Genomic DNA, 21,252 nt, shown 5'->3' on the forward strand with positions numbered 1-21,252 from the left:
TATTTTATGATTTATTGAGTTAATTGGATTTTTTATTGTTTAATGATATCCGGATCTGGGTTTTTACTTCTTTTTTTTAGAATTGTGGGATTATGAATGAATAACCTCCTCCCGTAATTCTTTTTCTGGTACCGGAGCTTTAGCTTTGATGTTTTTTGTGGTATTCAATTGCTCAGGATTTTTACTCTTTGTACCCTTTTTCTTGAACTTTCGGCCATACCAGATCAGGAACCCTGTGATAGGTAACGAAGCGCCAATCAGCGAAGCCAGAAAAGCCATAACTTTACCCGGAAAACCAAGAATACTTCCTACATGAATGTCGTAATTCATTTTCCGTAGTTTACCTCCAAATCCGGCATCTGCATAGGATGAGGAATAAATATCATCCGATTTTAGCTCTTTTAAAGTATGCTGATCAAAAGTATAACCTACATTATTATAGAACTGCCCCGGGCTCGGATATACTCGGATATCTATGGTAGATTTTGCTTCGGCAGTATCAGGAAAACTATAGTAGAAGCCTACCGATTTCTGGTGTCTGACAACAACCTTTTTCCATGCGGCATCCATAGCCTGTTCCGGTTTATAGGTTTTTTTTGCCTGTAAAGAGTCAGATTCAAGACGCTTAAATTCTGTAAGTTTCTCTCCTCCGGTAGTTATCCAATAGAGCCCTTCACTATACCATCGGATACCATATACCATTCCCGTAAGTGCAATTGCAAGTAAAAACAGCAGGGAGTAAAATCCAAGAACATTATGCAGATCAAGGTTCACTCTTTTGAAAGAAGCTCCCCATTTAATTTTAAAACTTTTATCCCGTGTAGATTTATTCCATTTTTTTGGATACCACCAGATTAATCCGGTAATCAGCAGTACTACAAAAACCAGAGTTGCATAATTGACGATAGGTCTTCCGATTTTATAGGGCATCCATAAAAATCTGTGTCCGTTAAGGATAAACCTGAAAAAATCAGCTTCCCCTTTTTTACGCTCAACAGCACTGACAATTTTCCCGGTATATGGGTTGACTTTCAGGGTTACGCCACCACTTCTGCGTTCTTTTTCTTTAGGATCTTTTAAAAATACATTTATGGTACGGCCCTGCTGATACATGGCATAGGAAATTGCCTTACCCGGGTAAAGACGGGTAGCGATTGCATTAAGCTGAGAAGGAGTGAGGACTGCCTTATCCTGCTTCTCTATCTTTGTCTCTGGCTCCAGCAGACCTGTTATTTCTTCGTTAAATACCCATATACAGGCTGTAATACAAACGATTAAAACAATGATTCCGGATACAAGCCCCAGCCAAAGGTGAAGCCATTTATTGATTCTTGTAAAAAGGGAATCTGTTTTCTTCTTTTTTTGCGGAGGTTGCTTAGTTCCGGTAATCATTTTTGTAATATTTGATGATGATTCGTTATTTTTTCTCAACTTAATAGTTTAATGCCTGTATGGCAGTAATAGTTCCTCCTTCTACCTTTAATCCGCGTCTGGCAACAGCAAGACTGGCATCAAATACATAGACATAACTTCCTTCACTTGCGGTCGTTATTCCTATATATCCTTTTATCCCATCTTTAGGCGAATAATTTGTTGTGGTAGTTTTTGTAATATCAGCAGGAATACCAGTTACCCATTTAAATCTTTGATTAATCACATCTGCTACAGCAAATTTCCCCACGGGTCCGGTAGTGGTATTTGGATTGGTATACAAGTGTAAAATGAATATTCCTTTACCAATATAGGTCTGATTGGAAATATGATAACCTCCGGATTCTTTTTCTATATTAAAAAAGTAGCTCTTGTCAAATTCTGTTGTTCCCTTGTTAATACGGATAATAGCTGATGGATTCTTCGAGATAGGTTTACTGTTACTTGTTGCAGAGGCTCCTGAAAATGCATAAGCATCTCCATTTTCAAGTTCGACCAGGCCGTTGTTGAAATAGGCGCCGATAAAGCTTGTGCGGTTATCTCTGATGATTTTTTCCAGTTTGAGTTCCGGATAAGAGAATACAGCTACCCAGCTACTGTCGGGATAGGCTGTTCCAAATACATCTGGAGCTGCACCTTTAATACTCATATAAGGTAGAAATACCTTGTCTCCAATTTGTGTTGCTCCGTTAAAATGTGCACGCTCTCCGTTACCGGCAAGTTTGACTATGTTGACCTGCTGCTGGCCTACAATCTGATATTTACGGGCATCAACGCGATACATACCTGCAGATTCGTTACCTGATCTCGGTACTTTGATCAGCAAAATATCATCCTTTACAGCTGCATTAACCTGTACTGTTTCACTTTGGAAATTAGCCAGCTTGATTAATTTACCAGTTTGATCAAGACGGTAACTGGTTACTGCACCAGGGTTGCCCTGTCCATATAATAAACTGAAGAATCGGTTTTTATGGGAAATATAATATCTGTAAGATCCATCCTGTTCTATTCCGTTACGGTAGGTGGTGACCATCCCTTCATTCAGGTTGTCGGCAGTTAAAAGATAATCAGCGATGCCCGTTGTACCAATTGGTGTTGCTGTGATGATGTATTTAGTTGCACCTGTTAATTCGGTTTCTGTATCATTTACTTCTGAAAAATCTAAAGGCGGATCACATGCTGCTAAAAGACTGATCATCCCTAAAGTAAGTAGTAAGGTATTTTTATATTTCATGTTATTCTCTGATTAGCGGTTATTGCTGATAAAGTATCTCACTTTAGCATAAAATGCTCTCCCGGGTTTTTGAAGTGAAAAATTGTCGTAAATTCTGTTGTTTGTAATGTTTTTGCATTCAAGAGCGATATTGTATTTACCATTTCCAAGCGTATAAACCATATTTACATCCTGCATCCACTGTCTTGGAATACCATATTTTGTATGATCGGTACCCTGACTTGGCCACGACAAATAATAGGCATGAACGTACAATACATTGTAACCTAACGTAAGTGTATTATCCTTTTTGCCAATATGGTTAAAGAACAATGAGGCATCGGCGTTTCCAAACAGGTATGGGATATTTGGTATTCTATCTCTGTATAAAGGACTTTCCTGAGTTTGTTGTTGCTCATATTTAGTGTTATTACGCAGGTTCTGATAAGTCACGTTTACACCCGTGGTGAATAAATTTTTGAAGGAGTACCTGATCTCTCCTTCCACTCCAAAATTATTTACATCAGAAATATTGGCCATAATTTGCTTGGTCTGATTCTGATTTAAGGTAGGACGGATGAAATCTTTTGCGTTGCGGTACAATACACTTCCATCAAAACTAAACTTATGTATTTGATTGATTTGAGTCTGGTAGCCTAAACCAAGGTTGTAATTATGGCTATACTCTGGTTTGAGATCGATGTTACCATCAAGATTCAGGACGTCACCAAAGAGTTCATCGTTGTCAGGAAGACGGTAACTCTTCTCGTAAGATCCTTTAATCTGAAGGTTGGGTTTCAGGAAATATGTCGATGCAAAACCATATCCCAGTTTATTAAAACTGTTTTTTTGATTTAAATAAGCTACATCCCCCCAATTGCCGCTTGGGTTATAGGATATAGAGTATTTATTCTGCTGGAAAAAATACTTTGTAAACAGGGAGGTATTCCATTTTTCGGAAGGACTGAACTTATAACCGAACCCTAAAACATTTTTAATGTTTTTACGCGGCTGCTCATATTTATTGCTCTCAGGATAAAGTTCATCAGATCCTTTTCTATTGAAGGTATTGAAAACATTATTCAGGGCAAATGAATGTTTGTCATTCAGGGAATAAGTAAGATTTACCGCGCCCATGCCGTTATTGTTTTTGAATTTGTACATGGAGCGTTCACGTTCACTTCCCTTGCCCGGGTAGGATACGAAGTCGCCAAACCAGTTATAACGACGGTTAACAGTATCAATACTTTGTTCCTGTCCAAAATTGAAATTTCCGTTCACTCTCAGATCAAGACCTTCAATAAAGAAGTTTTTCTTTGTATAAAGAATATTTGGCATTACAATACTGCCTTTCCTGTGCCAGTCACCAAAAACGCTGATCATACGTGCACCGGTTTGAATTTCAGCATAATTTTTGCCCAGCGTGATACCAAATAGCAGCTGATCTGCATAGGATTTGTTAACCACACCTGCACTGGCAATAATAGTTTCATTATGATAAGTATCATGAAATCTCTTTACTTTCTGATTTCTGAGATCTTTTTGCAAAGGAATTGCTACATCGGTTGTTACTGTATAATTATTATCCGAGTAATTCTGAAAAGCATTCAATTGAAACTTAAATCCGGAAGCAGTGGTATAGCCGGTATTGATCGAAGTCTTGTGAGTATTAAATGATCCGTAGGAGTAAGATACATCAGCATAACTTTTCATGTCATTGGCCGTCACAATATTGACTGCTCCACCTAATGCGTCTGAACCCAGCCAGACAGGCACAACACCTTTGTATACTTCGACGCGCTGGGCAAGATTAATTGGTATATTATTCAACTGGAATGAAGAACCGAAATTATCCATTGGTACACCATCTAAGAAAAACTTAACCTGTCTGCCAGAAAAACCATTTAGTGAAAACTCCATTCTTGAACCGACACCACCAGCTTCACGTACTCTTACCCCCGAAACCCGGTCCAGTGCATGTGAAATATCAAGCGTAGAATTGTGTAATTTTTTTGCATCTACTGATGTTACGTTAAAAGCCTGTCTGTTTACTTCCTGGTTAGCTGTACGACCAATTACAGTTACTTCTGATAAATTATTCTCATCTGTACGCAACGTGAACAATGTTCTGGTTTTTTCGGTTGAAGGAAGAGTAACTTTAGCAGTCTGTTCCTGATAACCGATATTTCTGATACGTATTTTGTAAACGCCTGCAGGAAGTTCCTTAAAGCTGAATTCTCCAAGAGAATTGGTAAACGTTGATTTATTAATTTCAACTACTGTGATTCCTGCGCCTTCGAGTGGCTGACCATTAGCTGCCTTTACTACCCCTTCAAACGTGTGCTTTTGTTGTGCAGCAGCATCAAAAGTGAAGTGGAATAGTAAAAGCAAAAGGAGAAAAACAAAATGTTGTTTAGTAAAAATTTGCATGTGTTGTTTCTTTTGTGTTTATTTAGACTTGTTATTGATATGTGCAAAAGTAAAGTATTCGAACTACGAGTTTTGCAGCAAAGTATACGCAATCAGCAATCAGGATGGTAGAAATTTGTATTAAAGAGGGGAAAGAGACATCTATAGAATCTATAAGGATAATCAGGTCAGAGAACAAAACAATCAATAAGGCAGGAATAAAACTGGTAAATGCCAGCACTTTACTGTTTCTGCCGGATACCGTTTTCGATAACAATTTTTCTTTGGTTTTGCCGGTTGAACTTTCCGGACATCCGCTTTACAGGATTTCATATGATATTCAAAGAATTTTAGAGCTTTTAATGGAAAGGAATACTGGTAAATACACCAATTTCTATACTAAGATTAAAATCTGTGAGATTATTGTTCTGGTGATTGAAGCAAAAGAAGAAGCCTCAGAAAATCTGAACAAATGGAGTAAGAAGGAGGTCGCTGTATTTGAGATGATATCCAAAGTCATCAGCCAGAATCTTTCAAAGAATATTTCCATTGCCGGACTGGCAGAAAAGGCAGGTATGAACCGTACAAAACTTCAGGCTGGTTTTAAGGATGTAATGGGGCAGACGATTAATAGTTTTGCATTGGAACTCAAAATGCAAAAAGCCAGAACATTATTGATCAGTAAACCGGGTTATAGTTTGAAACAGGTTGCGGCTGAAGTGGGTTATAGCTGCGGGAATCATTTTTCTGCTGCCTTTAAGAAGAAATTTAGTTTCTCCCCATCAAATTTAAAGAGAACAGCTCATTTGATATTCTCCTGTCTGTTATGGGAATTAATGTTGATTTAATTCCTATAAAAAAACGGAGCCTGTTTTTGTGCAGGCTCCGTTTTTAGTTTATCTGGCAAAGATCTATTCGTAATTGAACTGACCTTTTTCACTATTGATAGTTACTTGTTTATGAGTAGAATCTTCAACACGGCCAATAATCCGGGCATCGATATTGAAGTCTTTTGAAATAGCGATGATATCGCTGGCTATTTCCTGTGGTACATATAATTCCATTCTGTGCCCCATATTAAATACTTTGTACATTTCCTTCCAGGCTGTTCCTGATTGCTCCTGAATCAGTTCGAAAAGAGGAGGGACAGGGAACAGGTTATCTTTAATGACATGAATGTTATCATTGATAAAGTGAAGTACTTTGGTTTGAGCACCACCACTGCAATGTACCAGTCCGTGGATCTGATTTCTGTGTTTTTCCAGTACTTTCTTAATTACCGGAGCATAGGTGCGGGTAGGAGAAAGTACCAGTTTTCCTATAGTAATTTCCGTGTTTTCATCAATACGGATTTTATCAGTTAGTTTTTTGCCACCAGAGAAAACAAGATCATAAGGTACTGCAGGATCGAAACTTTCAGGATAACTGTCAGCTACTGATTTATCAAATACATCATGACGTGCAGAGGTAAGACCATTAGAGCCCATACCACCGTTATATTCTGTTTCATAGGTAGCCTGACCCGAAGAAGATAGTCCTACGATAACATCTCCAGGCTGGATATTGTGATTACTGATTACCTCATCGCGTTTGATACGGCAGGTGACAGTTGAATCTACTATAATGGTACGTACAAGATCACCAACATCGGCAGTTTCACCACCAGTAGAATAAATGGAAATTCCCATTTCTCTCAGTTCGGCAAGAATTTCTTCTGTTCCGTTAATAATCGCAGCAATAACTTCACCTGTAATCAGATTTTTATTTCTGCCGATAGTAGAGGATAGTAAAATATGATCAGTAGCCCCTACACAGATCAGATCATCAAGATTCATGATAATGGCGTCCTGTGCAATACCTTTCCATACAGAAATATCACCGGTTTCTTTCCAGTAAACATAGGCTAATGAAGATTTGGTCCCTGCGCCATCTGCATGCATGATATTACAAAAGGCATCATCGTTACCTAAAATATCAGGGATGATTTTACAAAATGCTTGTGGGAAAATACCCTTATCTATGTTTTTGATGGCTTGATGCACATCTTCTTTCGAAGCCGAAACGCCACGCTGGTTGTACCTGTTATCACTCATATTGCTGCAAAGATAGAGAAACGTCCGAATGTAGACGATTCAAACAAAAAAAAATAACCTCTGTCCCTTAAGGGCAGAGGTTATTTCAATAAATTAATGGAATTCTATTTTAAAAATAACAACTCTCTGAATTTTGGTAATGGCCAAACGCTGTCATCTACAATCTGCTCCAGTTTGTCAACATTATAACGGATGGTATCAAAATAAGATTTAACCTTCAGATCGTAAGCGATAGCTTTATCTCTTGAATCTTCGATAGTGTTAGCTTCTTTACGTGCTTCCAGCATCGTATCAATTGAAGTTTTTACAATTGATAAGTGCTCAGATAGTTTATTGATAATGGCTAATGGAGCAGTTAATGCTTCTTTAGACAAACCTAGTTCTTTAAGGCTTTTTGCATTTTCCAATAAAGTATTCTGGTAAGCAATACAAGCAGGAATAATCATGGTATTCGCTACTTCTCCCATTACTCTGGCTTCGATCTGCAGTTTTTTGTAATAGCTTTCTAAAAGAATATCATGACGGGCATGTAATTCGCGTTTAGTAAAGATATTAGCTCTTTCGAATAATTCAGTTGATTTTTCAGAGATATAGGCATCTAAAGCTAAAGGAGTAGTTTTGATGTTGGCTAAACCACGTTTTGCAGCTTCGTCTTCCCAATCCTGGCTATAACCGTTTCCTTCAAAACGGATATCTTTTGATTCTTTAATGTATTTTTTGATAACTGTTAAAAGAGCGATGTCTTTTTTCTCTCCTTTTTTGATCAGTTTATCAACTTCAACTTTAAATTTAACCAGCTGATCTGCCATGATTGAATTCAGAACAGTCATTGGTGCTGATGAATTTGCTGAAGAACCTACCGCACGCAATTCAAATTTATTACCTGTAAAGGCAAAAGGAGAAGTACGGTTACGATCTGTGTTATCCAGTAAAATCTGAGGGATTTTAGGGATACCTAACCACAATGCATTGTCTTCCTTGATTTTTTTGCTGATACGTGAGTGTTCGATTTCGTCTAACACTTCATTTAACTGCTGACCCAGGAAGATAGAGATGATTGCCGGTGGCGCCTCATTGGCACCTAAGCGGTGATCATTACTAACAGAAGCAATACTTGCTCTTAATAAATCTGCATGCTCATGTACTGCTTTAATTGTATTGACAAAGAAAGCCAGGAACATCAGGTTATTTTTAGGTGTTTTGCCCGGAGCTAATAGGTTTTTACCAGTATCGGTAATTAAAGACCAGTTATTATGTTTACCTGAACCGTTGATACCAGCATATGGTTTCTCGTGCAGCAGCACTTTGAAATTATGACGGCGTGCAACTTTTTCCATCAGATCCATCAATAATTGATTATGATCGATAGCCAGGTTGATTTCTTCGTATAATGGTGCACATTCAAATTGCAATGGTGCAACCTCGTTGTGACGTGTTTTTAAAGGGATACCTAATTTGAAAGCCTCATTTTCAAAGTCTACCATGAAAGTGAATACACGTTCAGGAATTGATCCGAAATAATGATCATCTAATTGCTGTCCTTTAGCTGACATATGACCAAACAAAGTACGGCCTGTTAAAGCTAAATCCGGACGTGCATTATATAAGGCAAGATCTACCAGGAAATATTCCTGCTCAATACCTAAAGATGCTGTTACTTTACTAATGCCTTTATCAAAATACTGACAAACGTCAACTGCAGCTTTATCCAAAGCATTTAATGCTTTTAATAAAGGAGCCTTGTAATCTAAAGCTTCACCAGTATATGCAACGAATACTGTTGGAATACATAAAGTTTTTCCAGCTTTACTTTCCATAATGAAAGCAGGAGAAGAAGGATCCCATGCAGTATACCCTCTGGCTTCAAAAGTATTTCTGATACCACCATTCGGGAAACTTGATGCATCTGGTTCCTGTTGTACTAATGCACTGCCTGCAAATTTTTCAACCGGACCATCGATTGTTGGTTCGAAAAATGAATCATGTTTCTCAGCTGTAGAGCCTGTTAATGGCTGAAACCAATGGGTGTAGTGAGTAGCTCCTTTAGACATTGCCCAATGTTTCATCGCAGTAGCGATCTGATTGGCATCATCCTGATTAATTAATTCACCTTGTTCAATTGCTGAAATTAATTTCTCATAGACTTCTTTTGATAAGAAATCTTTCATTTTCTTTTTATCGAACACATTTGAGCCAAAAAACTCAGAAATTTTGACCGATGGAGCCTTAACTTCTGGTGAAACTCTGGTTTGTGCTTCTTTTAGTGCGTTTGTCCTTAAGCTTTTCATTAGTTTCTTTAAAATTTGATCAAAAATATAATTTTTATAATTAATTATTGAATAATTGTGAGTAAAAAATCAAATGTCAATATATTATTTGATGTTTTACAGTGTGTTTTTGTTTGCTTAATGAAGCTGATGTGTCTTAAAATAGGTTTTTTAAGAATTATCTGAGATTTTCAGTCTTGAGTTTTTTATTTAGTCAGGCTGATCTGTTGGTGAAATTTAATCATTTATATCCTAATAAATGCTATCCTAATCCTAAATTTGTGTTAAATATTTGATCATATCATTTATTCCTACCTTTGATCTGGATTTAAATTTCAAATCAACCTATGTTTAACAGAATTCATCATGTTGCTATAATTTGTACTGACTATATCGTTAGTAAAAACTTCTATGTTAATATACTCGGGCTAAAAATTGTTCAGGAAGTATACAGAGCTGAGCGGAAATCCTACAAACTGGACTTATCTGTAAATGGTTTGTATCAGATTGAATTATTTTCTTTTGAAAATCCACCTGAAAGACCTTCAAGACCGGAAGCTGCGGGTTTGCGGCATTTAGCTTTTGAAGTTGATGATGTTGCTGTTGTCGCTGCCGAGCTGAATACCAGGGGCGTGATAACCGAAGACATCAGAATTGATGAATATACAGGCCGGCAATTTACTTTCTTTAGTGATCCTGATGGTTTGCCGCTGGAAATCTATCAGAATTAAATGGGACGTATTTTCAGATTTAAACAGTTTGAAGTAGATCAGGCTGGTTGTGCAATGAAAATAAACACTGATGGTGTCCTTTTGGGTGCGGTTGTGAACCATCCTGCACCGGTAAATATTTTAGACATAGGTACCGGAACTGGCGTGATTGCGCTAATGCTTGCACAGCGTTTTCGCAGAGCTGATGTAACTGCGGTGGAAATCGATGAATCTGCGGCGCTGACTGCTTCAGCAAATTGCTTAAACTCTCCTTTTGCTGAGAGGACCAGGGTCGAGCATTCAGCTTTTGAAGATTTTAATTCGGATTTGAAATATGAGATGATTGTTTCCAATCCTCCTTATTTTGTAAATGATTTAAAGAATCCTGAGAAGAGAAAAGAGATTGCCAGACATGCTGATGAAGACTTCTTTGATTTGTTATTAAGAAAGGCTGCTGCAATGCTGACCGGAGATGGGGTTATCTGGCTCATTTTACCTGTAAAGCAGGCGGAAGATGTCATAATTAATGCAGTACTCCAAAAGCTGTTCCCTTCAAAAATTATTCATGTTTATTCGGATAATACCAAAGCATCTTTCAGGCAGATCATTTGTCTGGGCTTTAATAATGAACCACCTTTGCAGGAACACTTATATATATATAAAGCACAAAATCTATATACCGACGAATATAAATACCTGCTCAGGGATTTTTTTCTGGCATTTTAATATTTTTAAATGAAGAAGATTGGATTGATTTCAGACACACATGGTTATTTGGATGATGCAGTATTTAAGCATTTTGAGGACTGTGATGAGGTCTGGCATGCGGGTGATTTTGGGCCCGATGTTGCAGAAAAGTTAAAAGCGTTCAAGCCGCTTAAAGGAGTGTACGGAAATATTGATGATAAAGCAATCCGTGCAGAGTTTCCAGAGCATCTGCGTTTTAACTGTGAAAATGTAGATGTATGGATGACGCATATTGGCGGGTATCCGGGAAAATACGCTCCGAATGTAAAGGGTGAAATTTACACTAACCCCCCGAAGCTTTTTATCACTGGTCACTCACATATCCTGAAAGTGATGTTTGACCCAAAAATCAACTGTTTACATATAAACCCCGGTGCAGCGGGCAAATCTGGCTGGCATAAAGTTAAAACTTTAATTCGTTTTTGTATTTCGGAAGAAAAAATCCATACCTTAGAGGCCATAGAAATGGGTAATAGGTAACGTATAAAGTACACTAAGTATATATGTCGGGTATAAAAACATTAGGACAGTTTATAATTGAGAAACAGGCTGATTTCTCTTATGCAAAAGGAGAGCTTTCAAGACTATTGAGAGATATAGGAATCGCCGCAAAAATTGTTAACCGGGAGGTAAATAAAGCAGGTCTGGTAGATATTCTCGGGGATGCCGGAACGGTAAACATCCAGGGAGAGGGACAGAAAAAACTCGATGTTTTTGCGAATACACAATTTATATCTGCTTTAACCAGCGGAGGGGAATGCTGTATCGTTGCAACAGAAGAAGAGGATGATTTTGTTCCGATTGATTCGCCGGTCTCTAAAAATGCCAAATACATTGTCTGTATTGATCCTCTGGATGGTTCTTCAAACATTGATGTTAACGTCGCGGTTGGAACTATCTTTTCAATCTATCGCAGAAAATCTGTTGAAGGTATGGCTACACTGGCTGATGTACTGCAGAAAGGTACAGAGCAGGTTGCGGCAGGTTATGTGATTTATGGTTCTTCGACGATGCTGGTTTATACTACCGGTAAAGGAGTGAATGGTTTTACACTTGATCCTTCTATAGGTGAGTTTTGTTTGTCTCATCCAAATATGAAAGTACCTAAGGATGGTAGTATTTATTCTATCAATGAAGGTAATTACGTGCATTTCCCGATGGGAGTGAAGAAATATATTAAATATGCACAGGTTCACGATGAAGCTACCAACAGGCCTTATACTTCAAGATATATTGGTTCTATGGTTGCTGATATTCACCGTAATTTAATAAAAGGGGGGATTTATATTTATCCGACTACTGCCAGTTCTCCAAATGGTAAGTTGAGATTGCTGTATGAATGTAATCCGATGGCATTTATTGTAGAGCAGGCAGGCGGTACTGCTTCTGATGGTTTCAGAAGGATCCTGGAAATTGAACCGGTTGAACTGCATCAGAGATCTTCTATCTTTATTGGTTCAGAGAAGATGGTGAAAATGGCCGAAGAAATGATGGCTACTTATGCAGAAGCAGAAGCGTCCAGAACTAAAAGCGCTTAAACATTATAACTAACATTGATATAGAGGCGGGATAAATTAAATTTGTCCCGCTTTTTTATTTTACAGCAGTGTACCTCTGCTTTTTTCTGCTTCAAACTCTGTATCGATCTGCTGTGTTGCTTTATTTTTAGAGGCTGCTACAGCCAGTACATCGCATCTTTCGTTCTCGGGATGATCATTGTGTCCTTTGATCCAGATAAATTTTACCTCATGTAGCTTATAGGCTGCAAGAAAACGGATCCACAGATCTTTATTCTTTTTGTCTTTGAATCCTTTTTTTACCCATCCAAACACCCACTTCTTTTCTACTGAGTCAACAACGTATTTGGAATCGGAGTAGATAGTAACCTGTGCTCCGGGTTTTTTAATAGTCTGCAGACCTTCAATAACAGCCAGTAATTCCATTCTGTTATTCGTGGTCATGCGGAAGCCTCCGCTTAATTCTTTATAATGACTGCCTGAACGTAAAATAACTCCGTAGCCTCCAGGTCCTGGATTTCCGCTTGCTGCACCGTCAGTGTAAATTTCAATCATAATAAATAATTAGTATCTGCTTTGTATTGTGTTTTGAGCACCAGAGGTGCTTTGTTGTTTAGTTTAGTTTTTTGAACAGCAAGTGTAGGGGAAGTCTGATTGATTCGCTCTTATCCGGGCTATTCGGTGTAAAGTTAGGAGATTTTTGGAGATACGGCTTTAGCGAAGGTGGATTCCTTGAAATTGTGATTGGAGAAACAGAAGAAATTAGGAAGACCTGAAGTGAAATGTACGGTCATCTGTAAAAATATCATTACCAGAAATGTCTGTAAACAAAAAAAGCAGTCCCGAAAGACTGCTTTTACTGATTTTATAATGGGGTGGAATATGGGGCTCGAACCCACGACCCTCGGTACCACAAACCGATGCTCTAACCAACTGAGCTAAAACCACCGTGTTTTTCAGTTTGACAAAAGTACGATTTTTAATGTTCCTGTCAAATATTTCTGCACTTAAATTTCAATTATTTTTTAAACAATTCATAGACAGGATTTTAAATTTCAATAAATTTTAAAAAATTAGATCAACTTTATGCCGCTGGAGACGAATAAATGACTTTTTTGACGAAATGCTTCTCCCGAAATCGAAATTATTAGCTCGTTTCTGCATAATTGTGATAACCTTTACCCGATCCCCAAATAAAATAAATGGCCCTGTAATGGTGTACAATGAACACTTTAGCATATTAGTATCATAAAATCTTAAAAAGTGTTAAAATTTTCTTTTTGTTAGAAAAGAATATTACATTTGGGCTTACCCTTTCGAGGGTATGTTTTTCATAGGTAGATGTAGGGCCGGAAATTTATTTTCGGCCCTTTTTTGTTTCTATAGGTTCCGTATCTTTAGCCACTTTATGAAGAAAAAGAAAATCGTCGTTGCAATTACCGGAGCCAGCGGTTCAGTGTATGCCAAACTTTTATTAAGCAACCTTCAGCAATTAGCTGATCAGATAGAAACAGTGGCAGTAGTGATGTCTGATAATGCGAAAGAAGTCTGGCGTTTTGAACTCGGCAATAGTGATTACGATAATTATCCTTTTGACTTTTATGCGAAAATGGATTTTAATGCACCTTTCGCTTCCGGGTCTGCCAGATTTGATACGATGATTATCATACCCTGTTCTATGGGAACTTTAGGCAGAATCGCACATGGAATTTCCAATGACCTTATTTCCCGTGCTGCCGATGTGATTTTAAAAGAACGCAGAAAACTGATTGCAGTTGTCAGAGATAGTCCTTTCAGCCTGATCCATATTAATAATATGAAGACGGTTACTGAAGCAGGAGGGATTATCTGCCCGGCAAGCCCATCTTATTATAGTATCCCGACAACGATCGAAGAAGCCGCGCAAACTGTTGTGAGCCGGGTAATAGACCTTGCGGGATTAGAGCAGGACAGCTACCGCTGGAATGAAAATTAAATAAACAGCTCTTAAACATGCGGGAAATCTTATTTAATAAGAGATCGCGTTATAATTTGACAATGAACAAATTTTTGGGGTTATGCAAACATTAATCTAAAAACTTATCTTTGCACCTCAAATGAATACTGATCTATCTGCCACTATATGATGTCATATAGCGGTTCATCAGTCTCATAATATTAAATTTCAATGAAAAAAGTAGCATTTTATACACTGGGTTGTAAGTTAAACTTTTCTGAAACTTCAACTATCGGGCGTCTTTTTACCGATGCCGGATATGCGGTAGTAGATTTTACTGACGGAGCAGATGTATATGTCATCAATACCTGTTCTGTTACAGAACATGCGGATAAAAAATGCCGTAAGGTAGTGAAGGAAGCCCTTAAATATGCACCAAACGCATATATTACGATAGTTGGCTGCTACGCACAATTAAAACCTGTTGAAATTGCTGAGATTGAAGGTGTAGATATGGTATTGGGCGCTGCCGAAAAATTCCGTATCGTGGAATATATTTCAGACCTGACGAAACTACCCAAAGCTGTGATTCATCAGCAGAACATAGAAAAGGTTAATCATAATTTTATTGCTGCCTATTCTATAGGTGACAGAACACGTACTTTTTTGAAAGTTCAGGATGGTTGTGATTACCCTTGTACTTATTGTACTATTCCATTGGCAAGAGGTGGAAGCAGAAGTGACACCATAGAAAATGTGGTTAACCGTGCAAAACAGATTGCTGAAAGCGGTGTAAAAGAAATTGTGCTTACCGGTGTAAACCTGGGTGACTTCGGGATTCGCAGCGGAAAACGTGAAGATAAGTTTTTTGATCTGGTCAAAGCTCTGGACGAAGTTGAAGGTATCGAAAGAATCCGTATTTCTTCTATCGAGCCTAACTTGCTGAGCAATGAAATTATCAGTTTTGTAGCTTCTTCCAAAAGATTTGTGCCGCATTTTCATATTCCACTGCAGTCGGGCTCTGATAAAATCCTCGGATTAATGAAGAGACGTTACCGCAGAGATTTATATACAGAACGTGTGGCCACTATTAAAGCACTTATACCTGATTGCTGTATAGGAGTGGACGTGATTGTCGGTTTCCCGGGAGAAACACATGAAGACTTTTTAGATACTTACCAGTTCCTGAATGAGCTGGACGTTTCTTATCTGCATGTATTTACTTATTCAGAACGTGAGCAGACTGAAGCTGCTGATATGGCTGGCGTTGTTGCCGGAAGTGCACGTGCTGACAGAAGCAAAATGCTGCATATCCTGTCTGATAAAAAACGCAGGGCATTCTATCAGTCGCAAATTGGTTCTGTTGGACAGGTCTTATTTGAAGATGATCAGAAAAATGGTTTCATGCACGGTTTTACCAAGAATTACGTAAAGGTAAAGGCAAAATATGATCCGGTAATGGTCAATGAAATTAAAACTGTCAGACTAATGGAATTAACTGCCGACGGTGAGGTAGAAGTTATGGAAACTGAAGAAGTTTTAGCACATTAATCTTATATTCGCGTAAAAAAAATTACGCGTATGTTTCCTACCGTTTCCCATTTTATAGAATATCTTTTTGGTATACAGGTTCCACTGCCTTTTAATACTTTCGGTGTATTCGTTGCCCTGGCTTTTATTGCCGGTTACTGGGCCTTTACACAGGAGCTGAAAAGGAAGGAAGCTCAGGGTATACTGCATCCGGTAAAAAGGATCATTACTATTGGTAATCCAGCCACAACTACAGAACTGTTATATAACTGTATATTCGGCTTCCTGATCGGCTATAAACTGGTTTATGCGCTATTAAACTACCGCTTGTTTGTCAGCGATGCACAAACCGTATTATTATCCCTGAAAGGTAATCTCCTGGGCGGTTTATTCTTTGCCGGATTATTTGCTTACTGGGATTATAAAGAAAAAAACAAATTCAAATTAGCCCAGCCAAAAAAAGTAGAAGTTACAGAACACCCTTATGAATTAATGGGGAATATGATCGTATGGGCTGCTGTATGGGGTTTTCTGGGTGCGAAAATATTTGATAATCTTGAACACTGGGATACTTTCATTAAAGATCCTATAGGAGGTTTACTGTCTTTCAGCGGACTTACATTTTATGGAGGACTAATCTGTGGTGGAGCTGCGGTATTATATATAGCAAAGAAAAATGGGATTAAACCCTTGCATATGCTGGATGTAGGCGGACCTGGGATGATGCTGGCCTACAGTGTTGGCAGGATTGGCTGTCATTTATCTGGTGATGGTGACTGGGGAATTGTAAATATGAATCCTAAACCCTTTGGCTGGTTACCTGACTGGTTATGGGCTTATACTTATCCGAATAACGTAGCAGGTGAAGGAGTGCCTATCCCTGGATGTGCAGGTAAATTCTGTAATGTATTACCATTACCGGTATATCCTACACCAATTTATGAAGTAATTGTATGTTTTATCCTGTTTCTTATTCTCTGGCGCATACGTCACCAGATTAAGCTTCCGGGAATGATGTTTGGTATTTATTTAATGATGAACGGAGTAGAACGGTTCTTTGTCGAGCTGATCCGTGTCAATTCAAAATACCATGTTGCAGGTATTTCTTTTACACAGGCAGAGCTGATTTCTTCTCTGTTGTTTATCTGCGGTCTGCTTCTTGTGGTATTCTCTATAAGGAACAAAAGCACACAAACCAATTAAATTTAAAAATTTGAATTACGAATTACTGAGTTCACAGGTTATTGCAATCGCAAGGTTAGCAGGCAATTTCATAAGAAAGGAATCTATGCGTTTTGATAGCAGCGCTATAGAATTCAAAGGGTTAAATGACCTGGTTTCTTATGTAGATAAAACTGCAGAAGAGATTATAGTTGAAAATATTGACCAGTTAATACCAGGCGCAGGTTTTACAACCGAAGAACAAACGATAAATACGAAAGGGAAAACATATAACTGGATTATTGACCCGCTTGATGGTACAACCAACTTTATACACGGTGTACCAACTTATTCTATCAGCATTGCGCTGTATGAAGAAGATAAACCCGTATTAGGGGTTGTTTACGAGATTAACAGGGGCGAAATGTTCCATAGTTATAAAGATGCGCCAGCTTATCTTAATCACAAGCCTATAAAAGTTTCCCGGAGAAATACGCTTGCAGACTCTTTGCTTGCAACAGGTTTTCCGTATTATGAGTTTGATAAACAGGCTCAGTACATGAAATTACTGGCAGAGCTGATGCAGAAAACACATGGTTTGAGAAGAATAGGATCCGCAGCAGTAGATCTGGCTTATGTTGCCTGTGGCAGATTTGATGCCTTTTTTGAGTATAATCTGAATTCTTATGATGTGGCCGGTGGGGCCTACCTTGTTCAGCAGGCAGGAGGTAAGGTCATGAATTTTGGAGGTGGTGATGAATTTATCGAACGCAGGGAAATCCTGGCTACCAATGGTCTGGTAGATTTAGAAATGCTGGAAGCTATCCAGCGTCATTTTGAAAATTAAAAACAATTCTTAATTCATAAAAGGTCTCTGGTTTTCTGTCAGCGCATGCAGACAACTGACAGAGAGAGCTTCAAGCTAGATTAGTGTTCGGAGTTGGTATAGGGTTGGTATACCCCCGGGGTATACCAACCCTATACCAACTCCGAACACTATACGTCCCGCGAGAGGACTTCTTATTATCAGTCAGGCCATCTGGTCAAAATTTTCTGCCTGATGTAAAACGGTCAAATTTCCTTGCTTTCTCCTGTGATTTTTAATGATCACACGAAATATCACTACATAAAAAAACGGCCTGTGATAATTCACAGGCCGTTTTTTATTAAGCTGGTTTACTTATAAAGCGTTTGAAACAACTTCTTTTACTTCAGGAACCATGCGTTGCAATAGATTCTGAATACCTGATTTTAAAGTAATTGTAGAGGAAGGACAACCACTGCATGAACCACGAAGTTCAACAGTTACCACACCTTCTTCAAATGATTTATAGCTGATTGCACCACCATCCTGTTCTACAGCAGGACGTACATAGTCATGTAAGATCTGCTGAATTTTAACCTCAAGATCTGATCCTTCAAAAGCAGGAGCTTCTTCGGCTGTTGCCTCTTTAATTTTATATTCTGATTCAACAGCACCTTTAACAAACTCTTTTAAAATAGGTTCGATATCCGGCCATTCAGCATCTTCAGTTTTTGTAATGGTAACGAAATTGCTCGCAAAAAACACACCATTAACAAAGTTAAACTTGAATAATTCTTTTGCAAAAGGAGAGTGCTCAGCACTTTCTTTTGTAGCGAAATCTTCACTGCCGTTAATCAGAAGCTTATTCACCATAAACTTCATGGTAGCAGGATTCGGGGTTTGTTCTGTATATACGTTAATAGTCATTCTCTCTTTTTTCTTACAAAAATAAATAATTCGCAATTCAAATACAGATATCGATGTCTGTTTTAGGTCATTATATAGTTTAATAGATTAAGACCTTATCTGAACAATAAATCCTTAAAATACGCCGGTGTAGTTAAAAGGAGTAATCTGTTTTAATTCCTGTTTCAGATCTTCGCTGATCTGAAGCCCATCAATAAATGCTGCCATGGTATGTGCAGTAATTTTCTGATTGGTACGTGTCAGGTCTTTCAAAGCTTCGTAAGGATTAGGATACGCTTCTCTTCTGAGTACTGTTTGTATCGCTTCGGCAACTACTGCCCAGTTATTTTCAAGATCAGCAGCAATAGCCTCATTGTTTAACAGCAATTTATTCAGTCCTTTTAAAGTAGATGCAATCGCAATCATAGTATGTGCCACTGGTACACCTACATTTCTCAATACCGTAGAATCTGTTAAATCTCTCTGGAGACGTGAGATTGGTAATTTAGCAGCGAAAAATTCAAATAATGCATTCGCGATACCAGCATTTCCTTCTGCATTTTCAAAATCAATAGGATTTACTTTATGAGGCATAGCAGAAGAACCTACTTCTCCTTCTTTAATTTTCTGTTTGAAATAGTTTTTGGAAATATAAGTCCAGATATCTCTGTCAAGGTCAACAATAATAGTATTAATCCTTTTTAAAGCATCACATTGTGCGGCAAACTGATCATAATGTTCAATCTGAGTGGTATGCTGTGCGCGATTTAAGGTTAAGATGTTATTCACGAAGTTATTGGAGAAATCTACCCAGTTGATACCAGGGTAAGCAATATGATGTGCATTGAAATTTCCTGTTGCTCCACCAAATTTTGCACTGTGAGGAATATTTTTCAGATTATTCAGCTGAATTTCCAGTCTTTCTGCAAAAACCAGGAATTCTTTACCCAGTTTAGTCGGGGATGCCGGCTGACCATGTGTATGAGCCAGTAAAGGAACCTCTTTCCATTCTGCTGCCAGTCCGTGAAGTTTAGTGATCAGTAATTGTATATTCGGATAGTATTCTTCTTCAAGAGCAAGCTTGAAAGTATATGGAATAGCCGTATTATTAATATCCTGAGAAGTCAATCCGAAATGGATGAATTCTTTAAAATCTCCAAGACCTAAATCATCAAATCTTTTTTTGATAAAATATTCAACAGCTTTCACATCATGATTAGTGATCTTTTCTGTTTCTTTTACTTCCTGTGCATTTTCATCACTGAACTGCTCAAATATACTGCGCAGTTTGCTGAAATTTGTTTTATCGAAATGGCTTAAACCTGAAAGACCGGTTTCACATAAAGCGATGAAATACTCGATTTCAACATATACTCTATACTTAATTAAAGCTGATTCCGAAAAATATTTAGCCAGATTTTGAGTGGTATTTCTATAACGGCCATCAACTGGTGATATAGCTTGTAGAGGAGATAAATTCATGAATAGGAATAATTTTACAAATGCAAAGGTAGCATTTTACTCAAACCTATGGGCACAAAAAAAAGGCTTTGGAGAACCAAAGCCTTTTCGTAGATTTTATCTAGCTTATTTTTTAGCTTCAGCAGCTGGTTTAACTTCAGTTGTAGTAACTTTAACTGCAGTATCTTTAACTGTTGAATCTTTAACTGTAGTATCAACGTCAGTAGTAACAACTGAAGAATCAGTTACTGTAGTGTCAGTTGCACCAGCTTTTTTCTCTGAGTTACAAGCTGCTACTGATAAAGAGATTGCTAAAGCTAAAAAGCCAAATTTGAATAAGTTTTTCATTTGAATTCTGTTTAAAATAATTAATTAATTTTACAGATTAATACCACAATGTTTAAAAGGTAACCCACCATTTTAAAAAAAAGATTTAAAATAATTTTTTTGTCTAATATTGGGTTACCATTCACGTATAAATGTATTAATTGGTGAGTAAGAAGTTAAGCGATTCAGTTCCAACAGATAGAGAGGTAGTTTTAGGGATACTAAATAACTCGGAAGATGCTCTTAATAAACTATACATCGGGTATTTTCCGATGGTTTTACAGTTTATTTTAAATAATAACGGTGACGAAGACGATGCAAAAGATGTCTATCAGGAGGCAATTATTATTTTATATAACAAAATTAAGAGCGGAGATTTTGAGTTAAGCAGTAAACTAAAGACCTATATATATTCAGTATGCAGACGCATTTGGCTCAAAAAGCTCGCACAGCAGAGCAAAAAGACAAATAACGTTGCCGATTTTGAAGATGTAGAGTCAGTTGAGGTAGATTTAGAGTATCATGAAGAGAAGGATCTTCAGTTTGAGAAGATGGGTTCAGCACTACAGAACCTGGGGGAGCCCTGCAAAACTATTATTCAGGATTTTTATATTAACAATCTCTCCATGCAGGATATTTGCGAGAAATTTGGTTATACCAATACGGATAATGCCAAAACTCAGAAATATAAGTGCCTGCAGAGATTAAAGAAATTATTTTTTCAATCTTAAATACG

Annotated in this window: 19 protein-coding genes and 1 tRNA gene; 10 read left to right on the plus strand and 10 right to left on the minus strand. The window is 37.8% G+C overall.

Features of this window, described 5'->3' with window-relative positions:
• Positions 1 to 90 precede the first annotated feature (90 nt).
• Genes PL_RS22325 through PL_RS22335 form a run of 3 tightly spaced genes read right to left on the minus strand, consistent with a single transcriptional unit; the run spans position 91 to position 5,077 of the window.
• On the minus strand, positions 91 to 1,392 hold the full coding sequence (locus tag PL_RS22325) for a PepSY-associated TM helix domain-containing protein (RefSeq protein WP_041881168.1): 1,302 nt from the start codon (positions 1,390 to 1,392) through the stop codon (positions 91 to 93).
• 40 nt (positions 1,393 to 1,432) lie between these two features.
• Positions 1,433 to 2,668 (minus strand): DUF4374 domain-containing protein, encoded by a 1,236-nt coding sequence (locus PL_RS22330; RefSeq protein ID WP_041881152.1) that lies wholly within the window; start codon positions 2,666 to 2,668, stop codon positions 1,433 to 1,435.
• 12 nt (positions 2,669 to 2,680) lie between these two features.
• On the minus strand, positions 2,681 to 5,077 hold the full coding sequence (locus PL_RS22335; protein ID WP_052496227.1) for a TonB-dependent receptor: 2,397 nt from the start codon (positions 5,075 to 5,077) through the stop codon (positions 2,681 to 2,683).
• Between the two features lie 104 nt (positions 5,078 to 5,181).
• On the opposite strand from PL_RS22335, the gene PL_RS22340 reads away from it, so the two are divergent.
• Positions 5,182 to 5,904 (plus strand): helix-turn-helix domain-containing protein, encoded by a 723-nt coding sequence (locus PL_RS22340; protein WP_052496226.1) that lies wholly within the window; start codon positions 5,182 to 5,184, stop codon positions 5,902 to 5,904.
• Between the two features lie 63 nt (positions 5,905 to 5,967).
• Here the strand turns inward: PL_RS22340 and PL_RS22345 are convergent, their stop codons facing one another.
• The gene (locus PL_RS22345; RefSeq protein ID WP_041881150.1) at positions 5,968 to 7,149 is read right to left on the minus strand and encodes an AIR synthase related protein; all 1,182 of its coding nucleotides are present in this window, start codon (positions 7,147 to 7,149) and stop codon (positions 5,968 to 5,970) included.
• Positions 7,150 to 7,253: 104 nt separating this feature from the next.
• Positions 7,254 to 9,437 carry a glutamine synthetase III gene (locus tag PL_RS22350; RefSeq protein ID WP_041881148.1) on the minus strand — a complete coding sequence of 728 codons (2,184 nt, stop codon included), beginning with the start codon at positions 9,435 to 9,437 and terminating at the stop codon, positions 7,254 to 7,256.
• 326 nt (positions 9,438 to 9,763) lie between these two features.
• Here PL_RS22350 and gloA2 point away from each other — a divergent pair, with 326 nt between their 5' ends.
• From gloA2 to fbp, 4 genes are read left to right on the plus strand one after another with little or no spacing between them, the layout of a single operon-like run.
• Positions 9,764 to 10,147: an SMU1112c/YaeR family gloxylase I-like metalloprotein gene (gene gloA2, locus PL_RS22355; RefSeq protein WP_041881147.1), complete on the plus strand. Its 384-nt coding sequence runs from the start codon at positions 9,764 to 9,766 to the stop codon at positions 10,145 to 10,147.
• On the plus strand, positions 10,148 to 10,852 hold the full coding sequence (locus PL_RS22360; protein ID WP_041881146.1) for a tRNA1(Val) (adenine(37)-N6)-methyltransferase: 705 nt from the start codon (positions 10,148 to 10,150) through the stop codon (positions 10,850 to 10,852).
• A gap of 9 nt (positions 10,853 to 10,861) precedes the next feature.
• A complete protein-coding gene (locus PL_RS22365; RefSeq protein ID WP_041881144.1) occupies positions 10,862 to 11,353 on the plus strand; it encodes a metallophosphoesterase family protein in 492 nt (163 codons plus the stop codon).
• Positions 11,354 to 11,376: 23 nt separating this feature from the next.
• A complete protein-coding gene (gene fbp, locus PL_RS22370) occupies positions 11,377 to 12,411 on the plus strand; it encodes a class 1 fructose-bisphosphatase (protein ID WP_041881142.1) in 1,035 nt (344 codons plus the stop codon).
• 60 nt (positions 12,412 to 12,471) lie between these two features.
• Here fbp and rnhA read toward each other — a convergent pair whose 3' ends face one another.
• Both rnhA and PL_RS22380 read right to left on the minus strand, forming a co-directional pair.
• Positions 12,472 to 12,945 (minus strand): ribonuclease HI, encoded by a 474-nt coding sequence (gene rnhA, locus PL_RS22375; protein WP_041881140.1) that lies wholly within the window; start codon positions 12,943 to 12,945, stop codon positions 12,472 to 12,474.
• Positions 12,946 to 13,261: 316 nt separating this feature from the next.
• A tRNA-His gene (locus PL_RS22380) sits at positions 13,262 to 13,338 on the minus strand.
• Between the two features lie 460 nt (positions 13,339 to 13,798).
• Between PL_RS22380 and PL_RS22385 the strand changes: the two genes are divergently transcribed.
• The 4 genes from PL_RS22385 to PL_RS22400 all read left to right on the plus strand — a co-directional run bounded on the left by PL_RS22385 (position 13,799) and on the right by PL_RS22400 (position 17,864).
• The gene (locus PL_RS22385; RefSeq protein WP_041881138.1) at positions 13,799 to 14,365 is read left to right on the plus strand and encodes a UbiX family flavin prenyltransferase; all 567 of its coding nucleotides are present in this window, start codon (positions 13,799 to 13,801) and stop codon (positions 14,363 to 14,365) included.
• A 192-nt stretch (positions 14,366 to 14,557) separates the two neighbouring features.
• Positions 14,558 to 15,877, plus strand: coding sequence for a tRNA (N(6)-L-threonylcarbamoyladenosine(37)-C(2))-methylthiotransferase MtaB (mtaB, locus tag PL_RS22390; protein ID WP_041881135.1), 1,320 nt, complete (start codon positions 14,558 to 14,560; stop codon positions 15,875 to 15,877).
• 30 nt (positions 15,878 to 15,907) lie between these two features.
• Positions 15,908 to 17,059, plus strand: a complete 1,152-nt coding sequence (locus PL_RS22395; RefSeq protein WP_041881132.1) for a prolipoprotein diacylglyceryl transferase — start codon at positions 15,908 to 15,910, stop codon at positions 17,057 to 17,059.
• Positions 17,060 to 17,069: 10 nt separating this feature from the next.
• Positions 17,070 to 17,864, plus strand: a complete 795-nt coding sequence (locus PL_RS22400) for an inositol monophosphatase family protein (protein ID WP_041881131.1) — start codon at positions 17,070 to 17,072, stop codon at positions 17,862 to 17,864.
• Between the two features lie 333 nt (positions 17,865 to 18,197).
• On the opposite strand, the gene PL_RS22405 is transcribed toward PL_RS22400, so the two are convergent.
• The 3 genes from PL_RS22405 to PL_RS22415 all read right to left on the minus strand — a co-directional run bounded on the left by PL_RS22405 (position 18,198) and on the right by PL_RS22415 (position 20,537).
• Positions 18,198 to 18,749, minus strand: a complete 552-nt coding sequence (locus PL_RS22405; RefSeq protein WP_041879119.1) for a NifU family protein — start codon at positions 18,747 to 18,749, stop codon at positions 18,198 to 18,200.
• A gap of 114 nt (positions 18,750 to 18,863) precedes the next feature.
• The gene (gene purB, locus PL_RS22410; RefSeq protein ID WP_041879122.1) at positions 18,864 to 20,210 is read right to left on the minus strand and encodes an adenylosuccinate lyase; all 1,347 of its coding nucleotides are present in this window, start codon (positions 20,208 to 20,210) and stop codon (positions 18,864 to 18,866) included.
• Positions 20,211 to 20,315: 105 nt separating this feature from the next.
• Positions 20,316 to 20,537 carry a hypothetical protein gene (locus tag PL_RS22415; RefSeq protein WP_041879125.1) on the minus strand — a complete coding sequence of 74 codons (222 nt, stop codon included), beginning with the start codon at positions 20,535 to 20,537 and terminating at the stop codon, positions 20,316 to 20,318.
• 143 nt (positions 20,538 to 20,680) lie between these two features.
• On the opposite strand from PL_RS22415, the gene PL_RS22420 reads away from it, so the two are divergent.
• Positions 20,681 to 21,247: an RNA polymerase sigma factor gene (locus PL_RS22420; protein WP_041879193.1), complete on the plus strand. Its 567-nt coding sequence runs from the start codon at positions 20,681 to 20,683 to the stop codon at positions 21,245 to 21,247.
• Positions 21,248 to 21,252 lie beyond the last annotated feature (5 nt).

Source organism: Pedobacter lusitanus, assembly GCF_040026395.1.
In the GTDB taxonomy this organism is placed as follows: Bacteria; Bacteroidota; Bacteroidia; order Sphingobacteriales; family Sphingobacteriaceae; genus Pedobacter; species Pedobacter lusitanus.